Origin of the sequence: Salegentibacter sp. UBA1130 (assembly GCF_002311535.1) — a bacterium.
Taxonomy (GTDB): domain Bacteria; phylum Bacteroidota; class Bacteroidia; order Flavobacteriales; family Flavobacteriaceae; genus Salegentibacter; species Salegentibacter agarivorans.
The window spans coordinates 19,246-33,696 of sequence record NZ_DCAP01000012.1 but is presented as its reverse complement, the minus strand read 5'-3'; the positions used below and the strand labels follow the sequence as shown (position 1 = coordinate 33,696).

Annotated in this window: 13 protein-coding genes and 1 tRNA gene; 5 read left to right on the top strand and 9 right to left on the bottom strand. The window is 37.7% G+C overall.

Annotated features, from left to right (window positions below; all coding sequences use genetic code 11):
* The first annotated feature begins 117 nt into the window (after positions 1-117).
* The 3 genes from B4F31_RS04115 to mqo all read left to right on the top strand — a co-directional run bounded on the left by B4F31_RS04115 (position 118) and on the right by mqo (position 3,913).
* Complete coding sequence (locus tag B4F31_RS04115) at positions 118-873, top strand: DUF4369 domain-containing protein (protein WP_286760686.1); 756 nt, start codon at positions 118-120, stop codon at positions 871-873.
* A gap of 168 nt (positions 874-1,041) precedes the next feature.
* On the top strand, positions 1,042-2,316 hold the full coding sequence (locus B4F31_RS04110) for an L-lactate MFS transporter (RefSeq protein ID WP_286760685.1): 1,275 nt from the start codon (positions 1,042-1,044) through the stop codon (positions 2,314-2,316).
* 94 nt (positions 2,317-2,410) lie between these two features.
* Complete coding sequence (gene mqo, locus B4F31_RS04105) at positions 2,411-3,913, top strand: malate dehydrogenase (quinone) (RefSeq protein WP_286760684.1); 1,503 nt, start codon at positions 2,411-2,413, stop codon at positions 3,911-3,913.
* Positions 3,914-4,132: 219 nt separating this feature from the next.
* On the opposite strand, the gene B4F31_RS04100 is transcribed toward mqo, so the two are convergent.
* The 6 genes from B4F31_RS04100 to B4F31_RS04075 all read right to left on the bottom strand — a co-directional run bounded on the left by B4F31_RS04100 (position 4,133) and on the right by B4F31_RS04075 (position 7,621).
* Positions 4,133-4,206: transfer RNA gene (locus B4F31_RS04100), tRNA-Thr, on the bottom strand.
* Between the two features lie 9 nt (positions 4,207-4,215).
* A complete protein-coding gene (locus B4F31_RS04095; protein ID WP_079714298.1) occupies positions 4,216-4,479 on the bottom strand; it encodes a hypothetical protein in 264 nt (87 codons plus the stop codon).
* Positions 4,480-4,542: 63 nt separating this feature from the next.
* Positions 4,543-5,001, bottom strand: coding sequence for a peroxiredoxin (locus tag B4F31_RS04090; protein ID WP_075326011.1), 459 nt, complete (start codon positions 4,999-5,001; stop codon positions 4,543-4,545).
* Positions 5,002-5,412: a 6-pyruvoyl trahydropterin synthase family protein gene (locus tag B4F31_RS04085; protein ID WP_093303772.1), complete on the bottom strand. Its 411-nt coding sequence runs from the start codon at positions 5,410-5,412 to the stop codon at positions 5,002-5,004. It abuts the gene before it with no gap.
* Positions 5,409-5,927, bottom strand: a complete 519-nt coding sequence (gene idi, locus B4F31_RS04080; RefSeq protein ID WP_075326009.1) for an isopentenyl-diphosphate Delta-isomerase — start codon at positions 5,925-5,927, stop codon at positions 5,409-5,411. The genes B4F31_RS04085 and idi overlap by 4 nt, the downstream gene beginning before the upstream one ends.
* A gap of 95 nt (positions 5,928-6,022) precedes the next feature.
* A complete protein-coding gene (locus B4F31_RS04075; protein WP_286760683.1) occupies positions 6,023-7,621 on the bottom strand; it encodes an OmpA family protein in 1,599 nt (532 codons plus the stop codon).
* A 146-nt stretch (positions 7,622-7,767) separates the two neighbouring features.
* Between B4F31_RS04075 and B4F31_RS04070 the strand changes: the two genes are divergently transcribed.
* Both B4F31_RS04070 and B4F31_RS04065 read left to right on the top strand, forming a co-directional pair.
* Positions 7,768-9,357: a peptide chain release factor 3 gene (locus B4F31_RS04070; RefSeq protein ID WP_093303779.1), complete on the top strand. Its 1,590-nt coding sequence runs from the start codon at positions 7,768-7,770 to the stop codon at positions 9,355-9,357.
* Between the two features lie 103 nt (positions 9,358-9,460).
* Positions 9,461-10,831, top strand: coding sequence for an alanine/glycine:cation symporter family protein (locus B4F31_RS04065; protein WP_075326006.1), 1,371 nt, complete (start codon positions 9,461-9,463; stop codon positions 10,829-10,831).
* 16 nt (positions 10,832-10,847) lie between these two features.
* Here B4F31_RS04065 and B4F31_RS04060 read toward each other — a convergent pair whose 3' ends face one another.
* The 3 genes from B4F31_RS04060 to B4F31_RS04055 form a co-directional block, all read right to left on the bottom strand.
* Positions 10,848-12,434, bottom strand: coding sequence for a Ppx/GppA phosphatase family protein (locus B4F31_RS04060; RefSeq protein ID WP_093303782.1), 1,587 nt, complete (start codon positions 12,432-12,434; stop codon positions 10,848-10,850).
* Positions 12,435-12,697: 263 nt separating this feature from the next.
* The gene (locus B4F31_RS18125) at positions 12,698-13,012 is read right to left on the bottom strand and encodes a group II intron maturase-specific domain-containing protein (protein WP_414706119.1); all 315 of its coding nucleotides are present in this window, start codon (positions 13,010-13,012) and stop codon (positions 12,698-12,700) included.
* A gap of 630 nt (positions 13,013-13,642) precedes the next feature.
* Positions 13,643-13,960: a DUF3467 domain-containing protein gene (locus B4F31_RS04055; protein ID WP_093303787.1), complete on the bottom strand. Its 318-nt coding sequence runs from the start codon at positions 13,958-13,960 to the stop codon at positions 13,643-13,645.
* Positions 13,961-14,451: the final 491 nt, after the last annotated feature.

Sequence of the window (14,451 nt, the reverse complement as noted above, 5' to 3'; positions counted from 1 at the left end):
TGCCGCCTAAATCAGAAACCTGAAACCAGCAAGTTGCTGGAGACTAAATATGGGAGTTCGCAGGATGAATTATTAGCTTGTGATAAATTCCCACTACCAGAGAAAATTATAAAACAAATGAAAAAATTAAGCATTCTTTTATTGGCTATTACCGCCCTTACTTCCTGTAATAATAAAGAAAGCAACTTAATAATAAATGCCAATATTGAGGGCCTAAAAAAAGGAACCGTTTATCTTCAAAAGATAGAGGATACTCTAATGGTAGATATGGACTCCGTAGTGGTTAATGGTGATGCCAATATTAGCCTGGAAGCTTTTATAGAAAGCCCACAGGTAATGTACCTCTATCTTAAAAAAGTTGATAATTCCCAATACGACGACCGTATAGACTTTTTTGCTGAAGAGGGAGAAGTAACTATCAATACAACTTTAGAGAATTTTGTTACCGATGCTGAAATAACCGGGGCAAAGAACCAGGAAAAATTAGAAGAATATCGCACAATGATGCAACGCTTCAACGATAAGAACCTGGAACTTATTCAGCAAAACTTTGAAGCCCAACGCGATGAAAACGAAGAACAGCTGATTGACGTGAATAAACAATATGAAAGTTTACTTAAACGTAAATATCTTTACACCGTTAATTTTGCGATTAACAATAAAGACCTGGAAATAGCTCCTTATCTGGCCCTTTCTGAAGTTTTTGACGCTAATATTAAGTATTTAGATACCATCTTTAAATCTTTAGAGCCAAAGGTGAAAAAATCCATGTACGGAAAAGAATTGAAAGATTTTCTTGAAGAAAGACGGGAGGAAGAAGAAGCAAGCGAAAGTGTTGAGCCCGTAGAAACTGAAGAAAACGATATTAGTTAATTCAGCGACTTAACTTAATAATCTTAAAGCCCGAAATTAATATTTTCGGGCTTTTTTATTACCTCATTAATAATACTGCCGCCAATTCATTTATATTTCCGCAATAAAAACTTATACTTGTTATCCTATTCAATTTAATAACAATATAACCTTGCAAAATTCTTTAAAATGAGTGCTCCAACCAAAAACCGATGGCTTATTGCCGCTTCGGCTGTTTTTATTCATATTTCAATAGGTGCTGCTTACGCATACAGTGTTTATACCCAACCCCTTGTAGAAACCAAGGGCTGGTCTATGGCATCGGTTACCACCGCCTTTACCATAATGATGGTTCTCGGTGGAGGATCTGCTGCATTATTCGGAAAATTTGTAGAGCGAAGCGGCCCAAAAAAATCGGCTATGCTGGCCGCAGTTTTATTTGGTTTAGGCCAGGCGGGATCGGGATTTGCTATTTCAATGGATTCATTAACAGGATTTCTACTATCCTATGGTTTATTAAGTGGACTCGGCCTTGGAATTGGTTATATAGCGCCCGTTTCAACCTTAGTAAAATGGTTCCCAGACAAAAGAGGTTTAGCCACAGGAATGGCTGTTCTGGGATTTGGAACCGGAGCTCTGGTAACTGCTCCTGTTGCAGCGAGTTTAATAGAATCTATAGGAATTAGTACTACTTTTTACATTTTAGGAGCCTCTTATTTCATTTTAATGATGCTTGGCGCTTCTTATATCGCACCACCGCCAAAAAACTGGATGCCAACGGGAATGGAAGCAGCGGTAAAAGCCGGAACCAAAAAAATAAAAAGAGATCTGTCGCAAGCTACGTCTGGTGAAGCTGTTAGAACCAAGCATTTCTGGATGCTTTGGACGATGATGCTTATAAACACCAGCGCAGGAATTATGATGATTTCTGTAGCCTCGCCAATGGCTCAAAATATCGTTGGACTCTCAGCCGGTGCAGCAGCTACTATGGTAGGAATTATGGGAATTTTTAATGGCGGAGGAAGATTAGGGTGGGCTGCAGCTTCAGATTATATTTCGCGCCCAAAAGTGTTTATTATTTTCTTTATAATTCAGCTCGTTGCTTTTATCACCCTGCCCATTATTACAAGTGCTCTTATTTTTCAAATATTTATTTTTCTTGTAGTAAGTTGTTACGGTGGCGGATTTTCTAATCTCCCGGCATTTATTGGCGATCTTTTTGGCACAAAAGAACTTGGAGCAATTCACGGTTACCTATTAACTACCTGGTCTCTGGGCGGACTTATTGGTCCCACCCTGGTCTCACAAATCTATACCCGTACGGGAAGTTATATTCCAGTTTTCTATGTTTTTACTGCTTTAATCATCGTGGCATTAATTATTAGTTTAGTGCTAGACAGAAGTGTAAAAAAAGTTAGAACCGAGCATAAAGAACTCGAGTATAAAACCTCAACATCTGAGTGAAATACTACCATAGATTAATTAAATCTCCCGAGCTTTAATATTTCATTGGGTAAGATTGGTGTGGTATTTTTCTAAGTTTGAGAAAAACCAGGCTATGCATCAAAAAGTACTCAAAGAGAATAACTACGATCTTATTTGTGTAGGAGGCGGTATAATGAGCGCTACACTCGCATTAATGCTGAAGTTAATAGATCCCGAAATCAAAATTATTATTTTTGAAAAGCTGGGCGAAGTATCTAAAGAAAGTTCTGGCGCATGGAATAATGCCGGCACCGGGCATTCGGCACTTTGTGAACTTAATTATACCCCAGAAAATGCCGATGGTAGCATAGATATTAGTAAAGCAATTGAAATTTTTAGTCAGTTTGAAACCAGCAAACAATTTTGGGCCTATCTGGTAGACCAAAAACTTATAAAAGACCCTCAAAATTTTATTCATTCAGTTCCCCATCACAGCTGGGTTAATGGTGAAGATAATATCAATTTTCTTAAAAGTCGATTTGAAGCGCTTACCCAAACGCCAATGTTTGAAGAAATGAAATTTTCTGAAGATCCAGAGAAATTAAAAGAATGGATTCCCTTAATTGCGAAAGGCCGTGAGAATGAGAAGATGGCTGCAACGCGAATGGAAATTGGCACTGAAGTTAATTTTGAAGCACTCACACAACAATATTTTAAAGTTCTGGAAGAACAATTTAATGTACCGGTTTTAAGAAATACCGATGTTTTAGATGTAGATCCTGATGAAACCCTGGAATGGACGGTAGAAGCTCAAAATCTAGACTCAGGTAAAGTTACTTATTATGATGCCGAACATGTTTTTATAGGTGCCGGTGGCGGCGCATTGCCATTACTTCAAAAAGTAGAAATAGAGGAAAAAGACGGGTATGGTGGATTCCCTGTAGATGGCCAGTGGCTGGTTTGCAAAAACCGGGACGTCATAGACCAACATTGGGCTAAGGTTTACAGTAAGGCAGGACCAGATGCTCCCCCAATGTCTACTCCTCATCTTGACACGCGATATATAAACGGGAAAAAGGAATTACTTTTTGGGCCCTTTGCTGGTTTTACTACTAAATTTCTAAAAGAAGGTTCTAAACTTGATTTTCCAAAAAGCATAAATAAAGAAAATATCCCTTCAATGTGGGGTGTCTTTTGGCATAATTTACCGCTTACAAAATACCTGATGAAACAAGTCACCATGGACCATTCAGACCGCATGGAAGATCTCAGGGTTTTTATAAAAGACGCCAGGCCGAAAGACTGGGAATTAAAAGTAGCCGGAAAACGGGTTCAAATTATAAAAAAAGATGAAGAACAGGGTGGAATTTTGGAGTTTGGAACCGATGTAGTTCACAGCAAAGATGGTTCTATTACCGCTTTACTGGGCGCCTCGCCGGGAGCTTCAGTAGCGGTTTCTATAATTCTGAATGTAATTAATATTGCTTTTCCTGAGAAAATAAAATCTAAAGAATGGGAGGAAAAACTTTCAAAGATGATTCCTTTCTGGAATAAAGAAATTGAAGAAAATATAACTGAATTTAAAAAAGTACAGGCAAATTCTTCTAAAAAACTGGAGTTGGAGGTTTTACATTAGATAGCCACAAAAAGTTTAACCAGAATATTTCAGTATAAAACAAGCTATAATAAAAGCCTGGCCACACGTCAAGCTGAACTTGTTTCAGCTTCTAACATGTTTTGATTAGTTACAACCTAGATCCCCGATATAAAATCGGAGCAGGCTCTGAAATAAATTCAGGATGACGTTTAAAGGATTCCATAAAAAAAACCTCTCAAAAAATTGAGAGGTTTTTAGAGCCGATGGAGGGACTCGAACCCACGACCTGCTGATTACAAATCAGCTGCTCTAGCCAGCTGAGCTACATCGGCCAGTAATCTTTATAAAGCGTTTATTTTCGCAATTAAGGCTTCAGCTTTTGCTTCCAGCTCTTTTGATACTGCTTTAAAATGTTGCTTTTTATTCTCTACATCTTTTTGGTTGATCTTAGTGATCAATTCATCAAAATCTGCAATGGCTTCGTCTACAATCGCTTCAGTTTTAGATGCGTCATCAGGGTTAGCCATTTGATGTATGTATGCTGCATCAATAATGTCTCCCATTACGTAATTCACATCTCTTTTTAATAATCTCTTACTTGCCATATCACTTAAATTTCGGCTGCGAATTTAGGCTATTTTTTAATACAAATTACAGCAAGACTAAAATTATTTTTCCTGAATTTTCTTTAGTGAATTAAGTGCCTCGGGAATATGCTGTGAAGCTCCCATACTATTAAATCTATGGATCAATCTTTTATTCTTATCAAAAACAAAAGTTTCCCTACCCGGGAGCAGACCCAATAAACCTGCTTTTACCCCAAACGCCTGTCTCGCTCGCTTTTCCTTATCAGAAAGTAACACAAACGGAAGTTGATGTTTAGTAGCAAATTTTTTATGAGAGTTTTCATTATCTGTACTTATCCCAATTACTTCTGCTCCCAAATCCTGAAACTCTTCATAATGATCTCTAAAACTACAGGCTTCTTTGGTACAACCGGGAGTAAAATCTTTTGGATAGAAAAAGATTACCAAAGCTTTATCTTCTACCCTGGAAAAATGGTAGTTTTCCCCGTCCTGATCTTTTAAAGTTAACCTCGGTAATTTATCTCCAATTTTAAGTGCCATCTATTCTCCTTTATAGGTTACATAATTTCTTGGAGTTTCGTATAAAGTGATCTCCAAATCGAGCGCAGGTTTTAATTTTTCCCTTATTTTATTCCAAATTACTACCGCAATATTTTCAGCCGTAGGATTTAGATTGTTAAAAGGTGGCACCTCTTCGTTTAAGTTCTTATGGTCAAAAGGTACTTCAACTTCTTCATAAATAAGATCTTTAAGCCGTTTTAGATCCATTACAAAACCAGTTTCCGGGTCTATTTCACCGGTAACCTTTACAATTAGATCATAATTGTGCCCATGATAGTGCGGGTTACTGCATTTCCCAAAAACCTGAAGGTTCTTTTCATCACTCCAATCTTTGCGATATAACCTATGCGCCGCATTAAAATGAGCTTTTCTATGTACGCTTAATCTCATTTTTGAATACTTGAATAATATTTGTCAAAAATAATCTTGAACCATTCGGTATAAACACCGGGATTTACTTCCATATCAGATTTTATAGCATCCAGGCTCATCCATTTCCAACTGGCCACTTCATCGGGATTAGGGTTGGGATCATCTTCATAATTCCCAATCAAAATATAATCGAATTCGTGCTCTGTAAGTCCGTTATCAAAAGGCGCTTTATAAATAAAAGACATAATTTCTTTTAAATCTGTGCTAAAGCCCATTTCTTCCTGAAGTCTTCTTTTTCCCGCAGCAACATTGCTCTCCCCTTCTCTTTGGTGGCTACAACAAGTGTTAGTCCATAATCCTGGAGAATGATATTTAGCATGTGCGCGTTGCTGGATCATTAACTCGCCCTTCTCATTAAAAACAAAGACTGAAAATGCCCGATGAAGTAAAGCTTTTTCGTGAGCTTCTATCTTCTCCATCACTCCAATTTGCTCGTCGTTTTCGTTTACTAATATTACTTTATCTGTTCCCATTTTTTTCTTTGAGTGCCAAATGTACGAAATGAAGCGGGGGTTTTACAAGTCTACATTTCCTAAAATTATGTTGAATTATTTACAAGTAAAATCCTTTAAAATTCGTTTTTTGCGTAAATATCACAATCTATAGCCAGAATAAATTCTGATCTCCTATTTTCTTCGTGCCCGGTTTCAGTACAATTACTGTTATTTCCACAATTATTTAAAAGCTCTGTTTCGCCATATCCTCTCCCCGTAATTCGGTCTTTAGAAATTCCTTTTTCGGTTAAATACTTAAATGTGGCTTCAACCCTTCTTTCAGAAAGTTCCATATTATAGCTATCATTTGCCCGGCTATCTGTATGCGACCTAATATCAAGCAATAATTCTGGATGCGTTTTCATAAATGTTGCAATACTATCCAGGGCCTGGGTATCACTTTTTCTAATTTCGGCTTTATCCAAATCAAAATGAATAGGCTTTAGGCGCAATATTCCTGCAAGATCATCGCCTACTTTAGCGTCCAGCACCGGCCTACCTTCCAAATTTCCGAATTCCAGCACATTCTTTCTTCGTTTAATCTCTGTAGCATAAAAACTCCAGTTAAAGAAGGCCCGCAATGCTGCAATATTTGAAGGTCCTTTTCCATAAATACTATGCCCTGCCTGGTACATAACCAATCCATTTTCTGGGTTTCCAAAAGCAGGACCGTAAGCTGCAACTACCGCGGTATCTTCAGCGATCTCAGGAATATCTGGCGCATCTTCATCTATTACAATTTTCTTTGTTTCTCTTCGCCACCTGTTTATTTTCTTCGGAAAAAAAATTCTTTCAGAACCATTGAGATGTGCAGCATCTGGGCTGCCAATGTATTGCGCAACAGGATCGGCCGGTAGTAAGTTTAGATAAGGGGGCGTGCCGTGTCTATGTTTTTTATAGGGAATTAAACCTGCACTTTGCGCTCCCGGGAACCCGGAACTCAAAAAATTTAACTGAACAAATTCTGTGCTATCACTCTCTTTCAGCTTAATATTTCCGGTAAGATTTTCTAATATACTTACGGCGTGACAACCGGCCCAAATTGCTCCTTTATATTTACTATTCCAATTATAAAGATTTTTATGGGTTGAAAAAGCAGGATCGGCATGGGGCATTACAAAAATATCGTCGCAAACTCCAAGATCTTCCGGAGACTTCCAGTTTTTACTGCTATTCCCACCATAAGCTTCTTCAGGAATTGCCGCCGCTTTAAAAAACGGTACAGCTATATAACCATTTTCTCTATCCAGGGTCCATCTTGGAGCGACCGATAGGCTGGTAAAAACTGGCACGCGAATAGCTTCTTCTAAATAAATTCCCACAATTCCTTTCTCTTCCCAGGCTGCAATTAAGTTTTTAATATCTTCTGTGATATAAGAAACCGGAATAATAAAAGCACTCCCCTTAAAATCATTATCCTTATAAGTAAAATCTACCCCGTCTTTTTCTTTCCGGGGGTTAATGATCCATTTTACTTCAATTTTTTCATTTCTAAGCAAATTATAGAGCAGTCCATAAGCCTGCAAAGAATTCTCTGCGGTTTGGGGTTTTGAGCCCATATTTATAACATAGGCACCAGGAGCTATTACCTGTTCAGCTCCCTGCCCAAAGCAATGGTAGCCCGAAAATAGCAAACTCAAAAAAACTATTGATCTTATAAAATACTGCCCCATAAATGTAAAATTACTGAATGTTTTTAAAGCCGTAAGTTTTTAATAGATTTTTACTTAAATGCTGAAGGCTCTTCCCCAAAGGAGTAGATAATTTATCCTTAAATTTCTTCAAAATAATAGTACTTTTGCTGCTCTAAATTTTATAGATGAAAAGTTTTCAAAAAGAACTAAAACGAAGAAGAACTTTTGGGATTATTTCTCACCCCGATGCCGGTAAAACCACGCTTACTGAGAAACTGCTGCTATTTGGTGGTGCTATCCAGGAAGCCGGGGCGGTAAAATCTAACAAGATCAAAAAAGGCGCTACAAGTGACTTTATGGAGATTGAACGCCAAAGGGGAATTTCGGTAGCGACTTCGGTTTTAGCTTTTGAATATAAAAATATTAAAATCAATATCCTGGATACTCCGGGCCACAAGGATTTTGCTGAAGATACTTTTAGAACCTTAACGGCTGTAGATAGCGTTATTGTGGTGATAGATGTTGCAAAAGGTGTAGAGGAACAAACTGAAAAACTGGTAGAGGTTTGTAGAATGCGAAATATCCCGATGATCGTTTTTATTAATAAAATGGACCGGGAAGGGAAGGACGCTTTTGAATTACTGGATGAAATTGAACAAAAATTAAATCTTACCGTAACGCCGCTAAGCTACCCTATTGGGATGGGTTACGATTTTAAAGGAATTTATAATATTTGGGAGAAAAATGTAAACTTATTTACCGGTGATCCTAAAAAAGATATTGAAGATACTATTGAAATTTCCGATTTAACTTCTGAAGAATTAGATGAACTTATTGGAAGTAAGGCGGCCGATAATTTAAGAGAAGAACTCGAACTTGCCCAGGGCGTTTACCCTGAATTCGATAAAGAAGCTTACCTGGAAGGCCGATTGCAGCCCGTGTTTTTTGGTTCGGCTTTAAATAATTTTGGAGTTCGTGAATTGCTAGATTGCTTTATTAACATCGCTCCAACTCCAAGACCAAAAGAAAGTGAAGAACGCCTGGTAAAACCAGATGAAGATAAATTTACCGGTTTTGTGTTTAAGATTCACGCGAATATGGATCCTAAACACCGCGACAGGCTGGCTTTTGTAAAGATCGTTTCCGGAAAGTTTGAGCGAAATAAAGCTTATTTGCACGTGAGACACAATAAGAATCTTAAGTTTTCCAGTCCAAACGCCTTTTTTGCTGAAAAGAAAGAAATTGTAGATGTTTCTTATCCCGGTGATATTGTAGGCTTACACGATACCGGAAATTTCAAAATTGGTGATACACTTACCGAAGGTGAAAATTTAAATTACCGCGGAATTCCAAGTTTCTCTCCAGAACATTTTAGATATATCAACAACGCCGATCCAATGAAATCGAAACAGCTCGCTAAAGGAGTTGACCAGTTGATGGATGAAGGTGTAGCGCAGCTTTTTACATTAGAACTCAACGGAAGAAAGATTATTGGAACAGTGGGAGCGCTTCAGTTTGAAGTTATTCAATACAGGCTGGAGCACGAATACGGCGCCAAATGTACCTACGAAAATCTAAACGTTTACAAAGCAACCTGGGTAGAAGCTGAAGATGAAAAAAGCGAAGAATTTAAAGATTTTAAGCGTGTAAAAGCTAAATTCCTTGCGAAGGATAAAAAGGGACAATTGGTATTCTTAGCAGATTCCCAATTTTCATTACAAATGACGCAGGACAAGTATCGTTCAATTAAATTCCATTTTACTTCAGAATTTTAAGTTTCTGATTCTAAACCAGTAATGCTTAGATTGAAAGAAACCTATTAGTACGCTGTGTTTAATAGGACTTAATTTCATATATTTTCAGCATAATTAAGGTTTTATGAATCAATTAGATGAATTTGTCTCCCAATTTGCTTCGGCGGTTTGGGGACTTCCTTTGGTAATTTTATTAATTGGAGGCGGACTTTATCTGCTTATTTTATCTAATTTTCTTCCCTTTCGATATTTAGGACATTCCTTAGACCTTTTACGAGGAAAATATAATAACCCTAATGATCCCGGGGAAATCAATCATTTCCAATCACTTTCTACTGCCCTCTCCTCTACTGTAGGAATGGGAAATATTGCTGGCGTAGCCGTGGCTATCGCTTTAGGTGGCCCTGGTGCCATTTTCTGGCTTTGGGTTAGTGCAGTTGTGGGTATGGCGACTAAATTTTTTACCAACACTCTTGCGGTTATGTATCGTGGTAAAGATACTCAGGGAAATATCCAGGGTGGGGTGATGTATTTTATTGAAGAAGGCCTTGGAAAGAAATGGAAGTTTATGGCCATCTTTTTTAGTGTTGCTGGGCTTATTGGAGCATTACCGGTTTTCAATGTAAACCAGCTTACGCAGGCTATTAATTTTATTCTTTTAGAACCTAATAATATTCCCACCGGTTTTGGTACAAACCTTATTATCGGTATTATTTTAGTCATCCTTACTTCAGTAGTAATTCTTGGTGGATTACAGCGAATAAGCAAAACTGTTTCAAGATTGGTACCTGCAATGGTAGCCCTCTATTTTGTTTCGGTAATTATTATATTAATCGTTAATTACGATGTTGTTCCTTATTACTTTTCAACGATTTTCACTGATGCTTTTGCTGCCGAAAATTATAAAGGGGAGCCTATGCTTGGCGGCGTTCTTGGCGGCTTAATAATCCTGGGAGTAAGAAGAGGTGCTTTTTCTAATGAAGCAGGGATAGGAACCGCCACAATGGCTCACGGAGCGAGTAAAACTTCTGAACCTGTGCGAGAAGGATTAGTAGCAATGTTGGGGCCGGCAATTGATACGCTGGTGGTTTGTACACTTACTGCCCTATGTATCCTGGTAACGGGAATTTGGCAGACTACAGATGTAAATGGTGTAAGTCTTACCGCAGCCGCTTTTGAAGATTCTATTCCTTATGTGGGAGATTACCTGTTATTACTTTGTATAGCCGCTTTTAGTATTTCCTCTTTGTTCTCCTTCTCTTACTACGGAACAAAATGTCTTTCTTACCTGGCAGGGGCTGAAAACAAACATTATTATAACTATTTTTATATTATTAGTATCCTCTTAGGTGCAACTACTTCTTTAAGTATGATGATTAATTTAATTGATGGTTTTTTCGCTTTAATGGCAATACCAACGATGATCTCTACTTTAATCCTTGCGCCCCGAGTGATGAAAGCTGCGCGAATTTATTTTAAGAAATATAAAGATTAGGGTATACTCCGCTGAATTATTTTTTTTCATTTTCAACAACATGAAAAACTTCAAGTTTCTTATCAGTTAGTTTTTCTAGTAAGTCGCCTTTTCTTAAAGTTCCCCATATTTCTAGTTCGGGATCACTATGTGTGGTGATAATTAATTGAATTTTGTTCTTCTTATTATTGATTTCCAATTTTTCTACATTTTGATAATGGCTTCTATCCAAACCATCAGCAACTCTAAGTATTGCTGAAAGTTTCTTTACCCGCTTTCGAGTTTTTTTATTTAATTGTTTATAATGTTCGTGGCGCTTAGCTGGTGTTGATTTTCTATGATACCTGGCAACATTTGCCATAATATTTACTTCATCTTCTTTAAAACCCAGTAAATCTGAATACCGAATAAGATACAAAGCGTGTTTATGATGTTTTCTATAAGAAATATAATACCCTATATCGTGCATTAAACTGGCATACTCCAGCAATTCCCTGTCTGATTCTTTTAATTTTAATTCTTCTTTAAATTCATCAAAAAGCTGCAATGCAAAATTTGAAACGTGCCGGGAATGTTTTTCAGGCCAGTTACATTTTCTTAATAGTTCGTAAATACTTCTGCGTCTGGGATCTTTAAAACTGGCTACAAGATCAAGGTTGAGTTGCTCTTTTTGATTGTTGATGAAGTTTAAGATCATACCTTCCCGAAGTGCACCTTCAGAAATTTTAATATTTTCAATCTTAAATTTATCTATCAGAAAATTCAGCAAAACCATTCCGGGGTTTATAATATCCACCCTTTTTTCTTCCAGGCCTTTTTCTTTAAGACGATCTTTTTTATTCAGTTTAATAAAATCCTTATATAAATCTTTAAAGTCGGCTGCGCTAAACTCCAGTTCGTTAAGGCTTCTTTTGGCAGTAATAGAATTTCTATTCGCTACCATTTCGCCAATATTCTCCATAGTTCCCGAAGAACCAATAATGGTCTTTACTTTATGTTTTTTGGCCAATTTCAACACTTCAGCAAGTTCTTTGGCAAAATGCTTTTGAAGCTTTTTAACGTCTTTTTCTTCTATAGGATCTGAATCTACAAACCCAGCGGCCATTCTTGCCACACCCAGTTTTAAACTATTATAATAAATAAATTCTTTTTGGTTACCAATAATAAATTCAACGCTACCACCACCAATATCGGCCATAAGCACCATTTCATCTCCTAAAACAATGCTATGTCTAATGGCCAGCCCAATCATTTCGGCTTCCATTTTTCCGGAAATTGCTCTTACTCTTATCCCAACATTTTCTCCTACTTCTTTAATAAAATCGCCTCCATTTTTTGCCTCCCGAATAGCACTGGTGGCAAAAGCGAGAATATTTTCAACTTTATGGCTATCGCATAAAAATTTTATTCGTTTAAGCGCTTCTAGTCCGCGGTCCATAGCATCCCGGCTTAATCTATCTTCCAGACCTTTTTCAGCGAGAATAACCATCTCTTTTAATTTATTCACGGTACGGAAACTACCATCGGGATATATATCTACCAACACTGCGTGGAATGAATTGGTACCAAGGTCTATTGCAGCTATGCGCTTTTTAGGTTTAGAATTGGAAGCGTTTTTTGCCATTGTCTCGCAATTTTAAACTGAAGTATCCTTCAGGTTGTTGTACTTCTAAATTAGGTAATATTTATTAAAATCTTTTCGCTGTTTTAAGTCAATCGAGTAGGAAGATAGGGATTATCTTATTAAGATTATTGTTCCCTATCTGTCCTCTCACACCACTCAGCGTACGGGTCCGTACTGAGCGGTTTCTTAATTTATGTATTCCACTTTAGAAAAGAATCCAGTAAGAAAGTGTACCCCGCTTCTCTTAGGCGCTCTTTGGTTATTCAAACATTAAGCGTAGGAGTTCCTGATATTTTCCAGTATCCTTTTCTTGTTGAAGCCAGTTTTAGCGCTTTAGAGTTGGATATCCCTAATTTTCGGAGATTCCTTAGTCGGGTTCGTATGGGTTTCCATCTTTTCCAGATACACATTCGTAACCTTCTGCGATACCATAGGTCTACTTTCTGCATTAGACTTTTCATATCAGCCAGTTTAAAGTAGTTTACCCAACCTCTGATAAATTGGTTGAGTGCCTCCTTTCGTCTGGCCTCACCCCACCCGTTGCTCCTTGACGTCAACAACTTTATACGTCGTTTCATCTTTTGGATACTGATAGGGTGGACTCGGAGTCTGCCTTTTCCTTTATATCGGTAGAAGGTGTATCCGAGGAATTTAGTTTTAGAGATATTAGACACATTGGTTTTCCCCTTATTCACTTTAAGGAATAACTTATCCTCGATAAAAGGAATAATATTCCTTAGCGTCCGCTCCGCGCTTAGCTTACTTTTGCAGACGATCATCAATCGAGTAGGCCCAAGGAACCGCCCCCTGAGCCTCTCCCAGATCCGTACGTGATACTCGCGCATCATACGGCTGTTTCACCTATGTCTGTGAGATCTCCCGCGGTAAGACATATCACTTTCATTCCATATACCCGCATCATCTACACCCTGATCTCCGTATAGCTTTAGGACTTCGCTTTGTATGGCAAGCTCATCCAGATCAGATATGCCTTATATGATGTTCGTGTTCCTCGGATCGGAACTTTGCCGCAGGCTTCCTTCAGATTCCAACTCACGATGGATACCCTTGCCGTTGGCTAATGGTAGGTAGCTATAAACCCCCATAACGGACTTGCACCGTCAAGTGATATGCCATGCACGGCACACCACAAAAAACCCACGGAGATAAAACTTCCGTGGGTTTCCAGAATATATTATAAACCTGGATTAAGCCTGGCCGGTTGGACCAAAGTTTAATGGCATTGGTGCTTTTTCGTAATCCCTAATTTCACCGTGGGCTTTTTCAAATCGATGAATATTATCGTTTAAAGCTTTCAATAAGCGTTTGGCGTGTTGTGGAGTTAGAATAATTCGGGATTTTACTTTACTCTTCGGTCTCCCCGGCATAATATTCACAAAATCAACTACAAATTCTGAAACCGAATGATTGATTATAGCTAAATTGGAATAAGTTCCTTCAGCTACGGCTTCGTCAAGTTCTATATTTATCTGACCTTTTTTAGGTTTCTTTTTTTCTTCACTCATTAGTATAATTATTTTAAATTTAATTCTTAGAATATAATCATTTCATTCAGGACATCAATAGAAGTTGCTGCAAGTAAGTCTATACCAGATGACGCTTAATTATAGCCCCTCCTGAAAAAGCAGAACATCAAAGCAGTAAAGGATAATTGATATATCTTTACAAACCTTTTCAATAGGTTAAAAGTACAAAAAAAACCACGATGACAAATAGACCGGATCAGCTACAGAAGATCATAGGTGTAAGCCTGGACCCAATCTTTGAAAAATATTAGGCCGTAGACGATCATAATTTGATATTTCCAACTGAACCCAAAGGTGGAAATCATAAATACCAGTTGTCCCTTAGCTATAACTCTCCGACTAGCGCTAAACCATCGAAAAATATTGCTACATATCAACTGCTCTTTCGTAGTTATAAAGTATATCTCCGATTTTATTATTAAACCATAACAAGCAATTAAATTGAGTTCATTTTTAAACAGTTTTCTTAA

Excerpts from the sequence above, each read along its gene's own strand:
- B4F31_RS04115 (WP_286760686.1), top strand. The coding sequence starts at position 118 with ATGAAAAAATTAAGCATTCTTTTATTGGCTATTACCGCCCTTACTTCC.
- B4F31_RS04110 (WP_286760685.1), top strand. The coding sequence starts at position 1,042 with ATGAGTGCTCCAACCAAAAACCGATGGCTTATTGCCGCTTCGGCTGTT.
- mqo (WP_286760684.1), top strand. The coding sequence starts at position 2,411 with ATGCATCAAAAAGTACTCAAAGAGAATAACTACGATCTTATTTGTGTA.
- B4F31_RS04095 (WP_079714298.1), bottom strand. The coding sequence starts at position 4,479 with ATGGCAAGTAAGAGATTATTAAAAAGAGATGTGAATTACGTAATGGGA.
- B4F31_RS04090 (WP_075326011.1), bottom strand. The coding sequence starts at position 5,001 with ATGGCACTTAAAATTGGAGATAAATTACCGAGGTTAACTTTAAAAGAT.
- B4F31_RS04085 (WP_093303772.1), bottom strand. The coding sequence starts at position 5,412 with ATGAGATTAAGCGTACATAGAAAAGCTCATTTTAATGCGGCGCATAGG.
- idi (WP_075326009.1), bottom strand. The coding sequence starts at position 5,927 with ATGGGAACAGATAAAGTAATATTAGTAAACGAAAACGACGAGCAAATT.
- B4F31_RS04075 (WP_286760683.1), bottom strand. The coding sequence starts at position 7,621 with ATGGGGCAGTATTTTATAAGATCAATAGTTTTTTTGAGTTTGCTATTT.
- B4F31_RS04070 (WP_093303779.1), top strand. The coding sequence starts at position 7,768 with ATGAAAAGTTTTCAAAAAGAACTAAAACGAAGAAGAACTTTTGGGATT.
- B4F31_RS04065 (WP_075326006.1), top strand. The coding sequence starts at position 9,461 with ATGAATCAATTAGATGAATTTGTCTCCCAATTTGCTTCGGCGGTTTGG.
- B4F31_RS04060 (WP_093303782.1), bottom strand. The coding sequence starts at position 12,434 with ATGGCAAAAAACGCTTCCAATTCTAAACCTAAAAAGCGCATAGCTGCA.
- B4F31_RS18125 (WP_414706119.1), bottom strand. The coding sequence starts at position 13,012 with ATGAAACGACGTATAAAGTTGTTGACGTCAAGGAGCAACGGGTGGGGT.
- B4F31_RS04055 (WP_093303787.1), bottom strand. The coding sequence starts at position 13,960 with ATGAGTGAAGAAAAAAAGAAACCTAAAAAAGGTCAGATAAATATAGAA.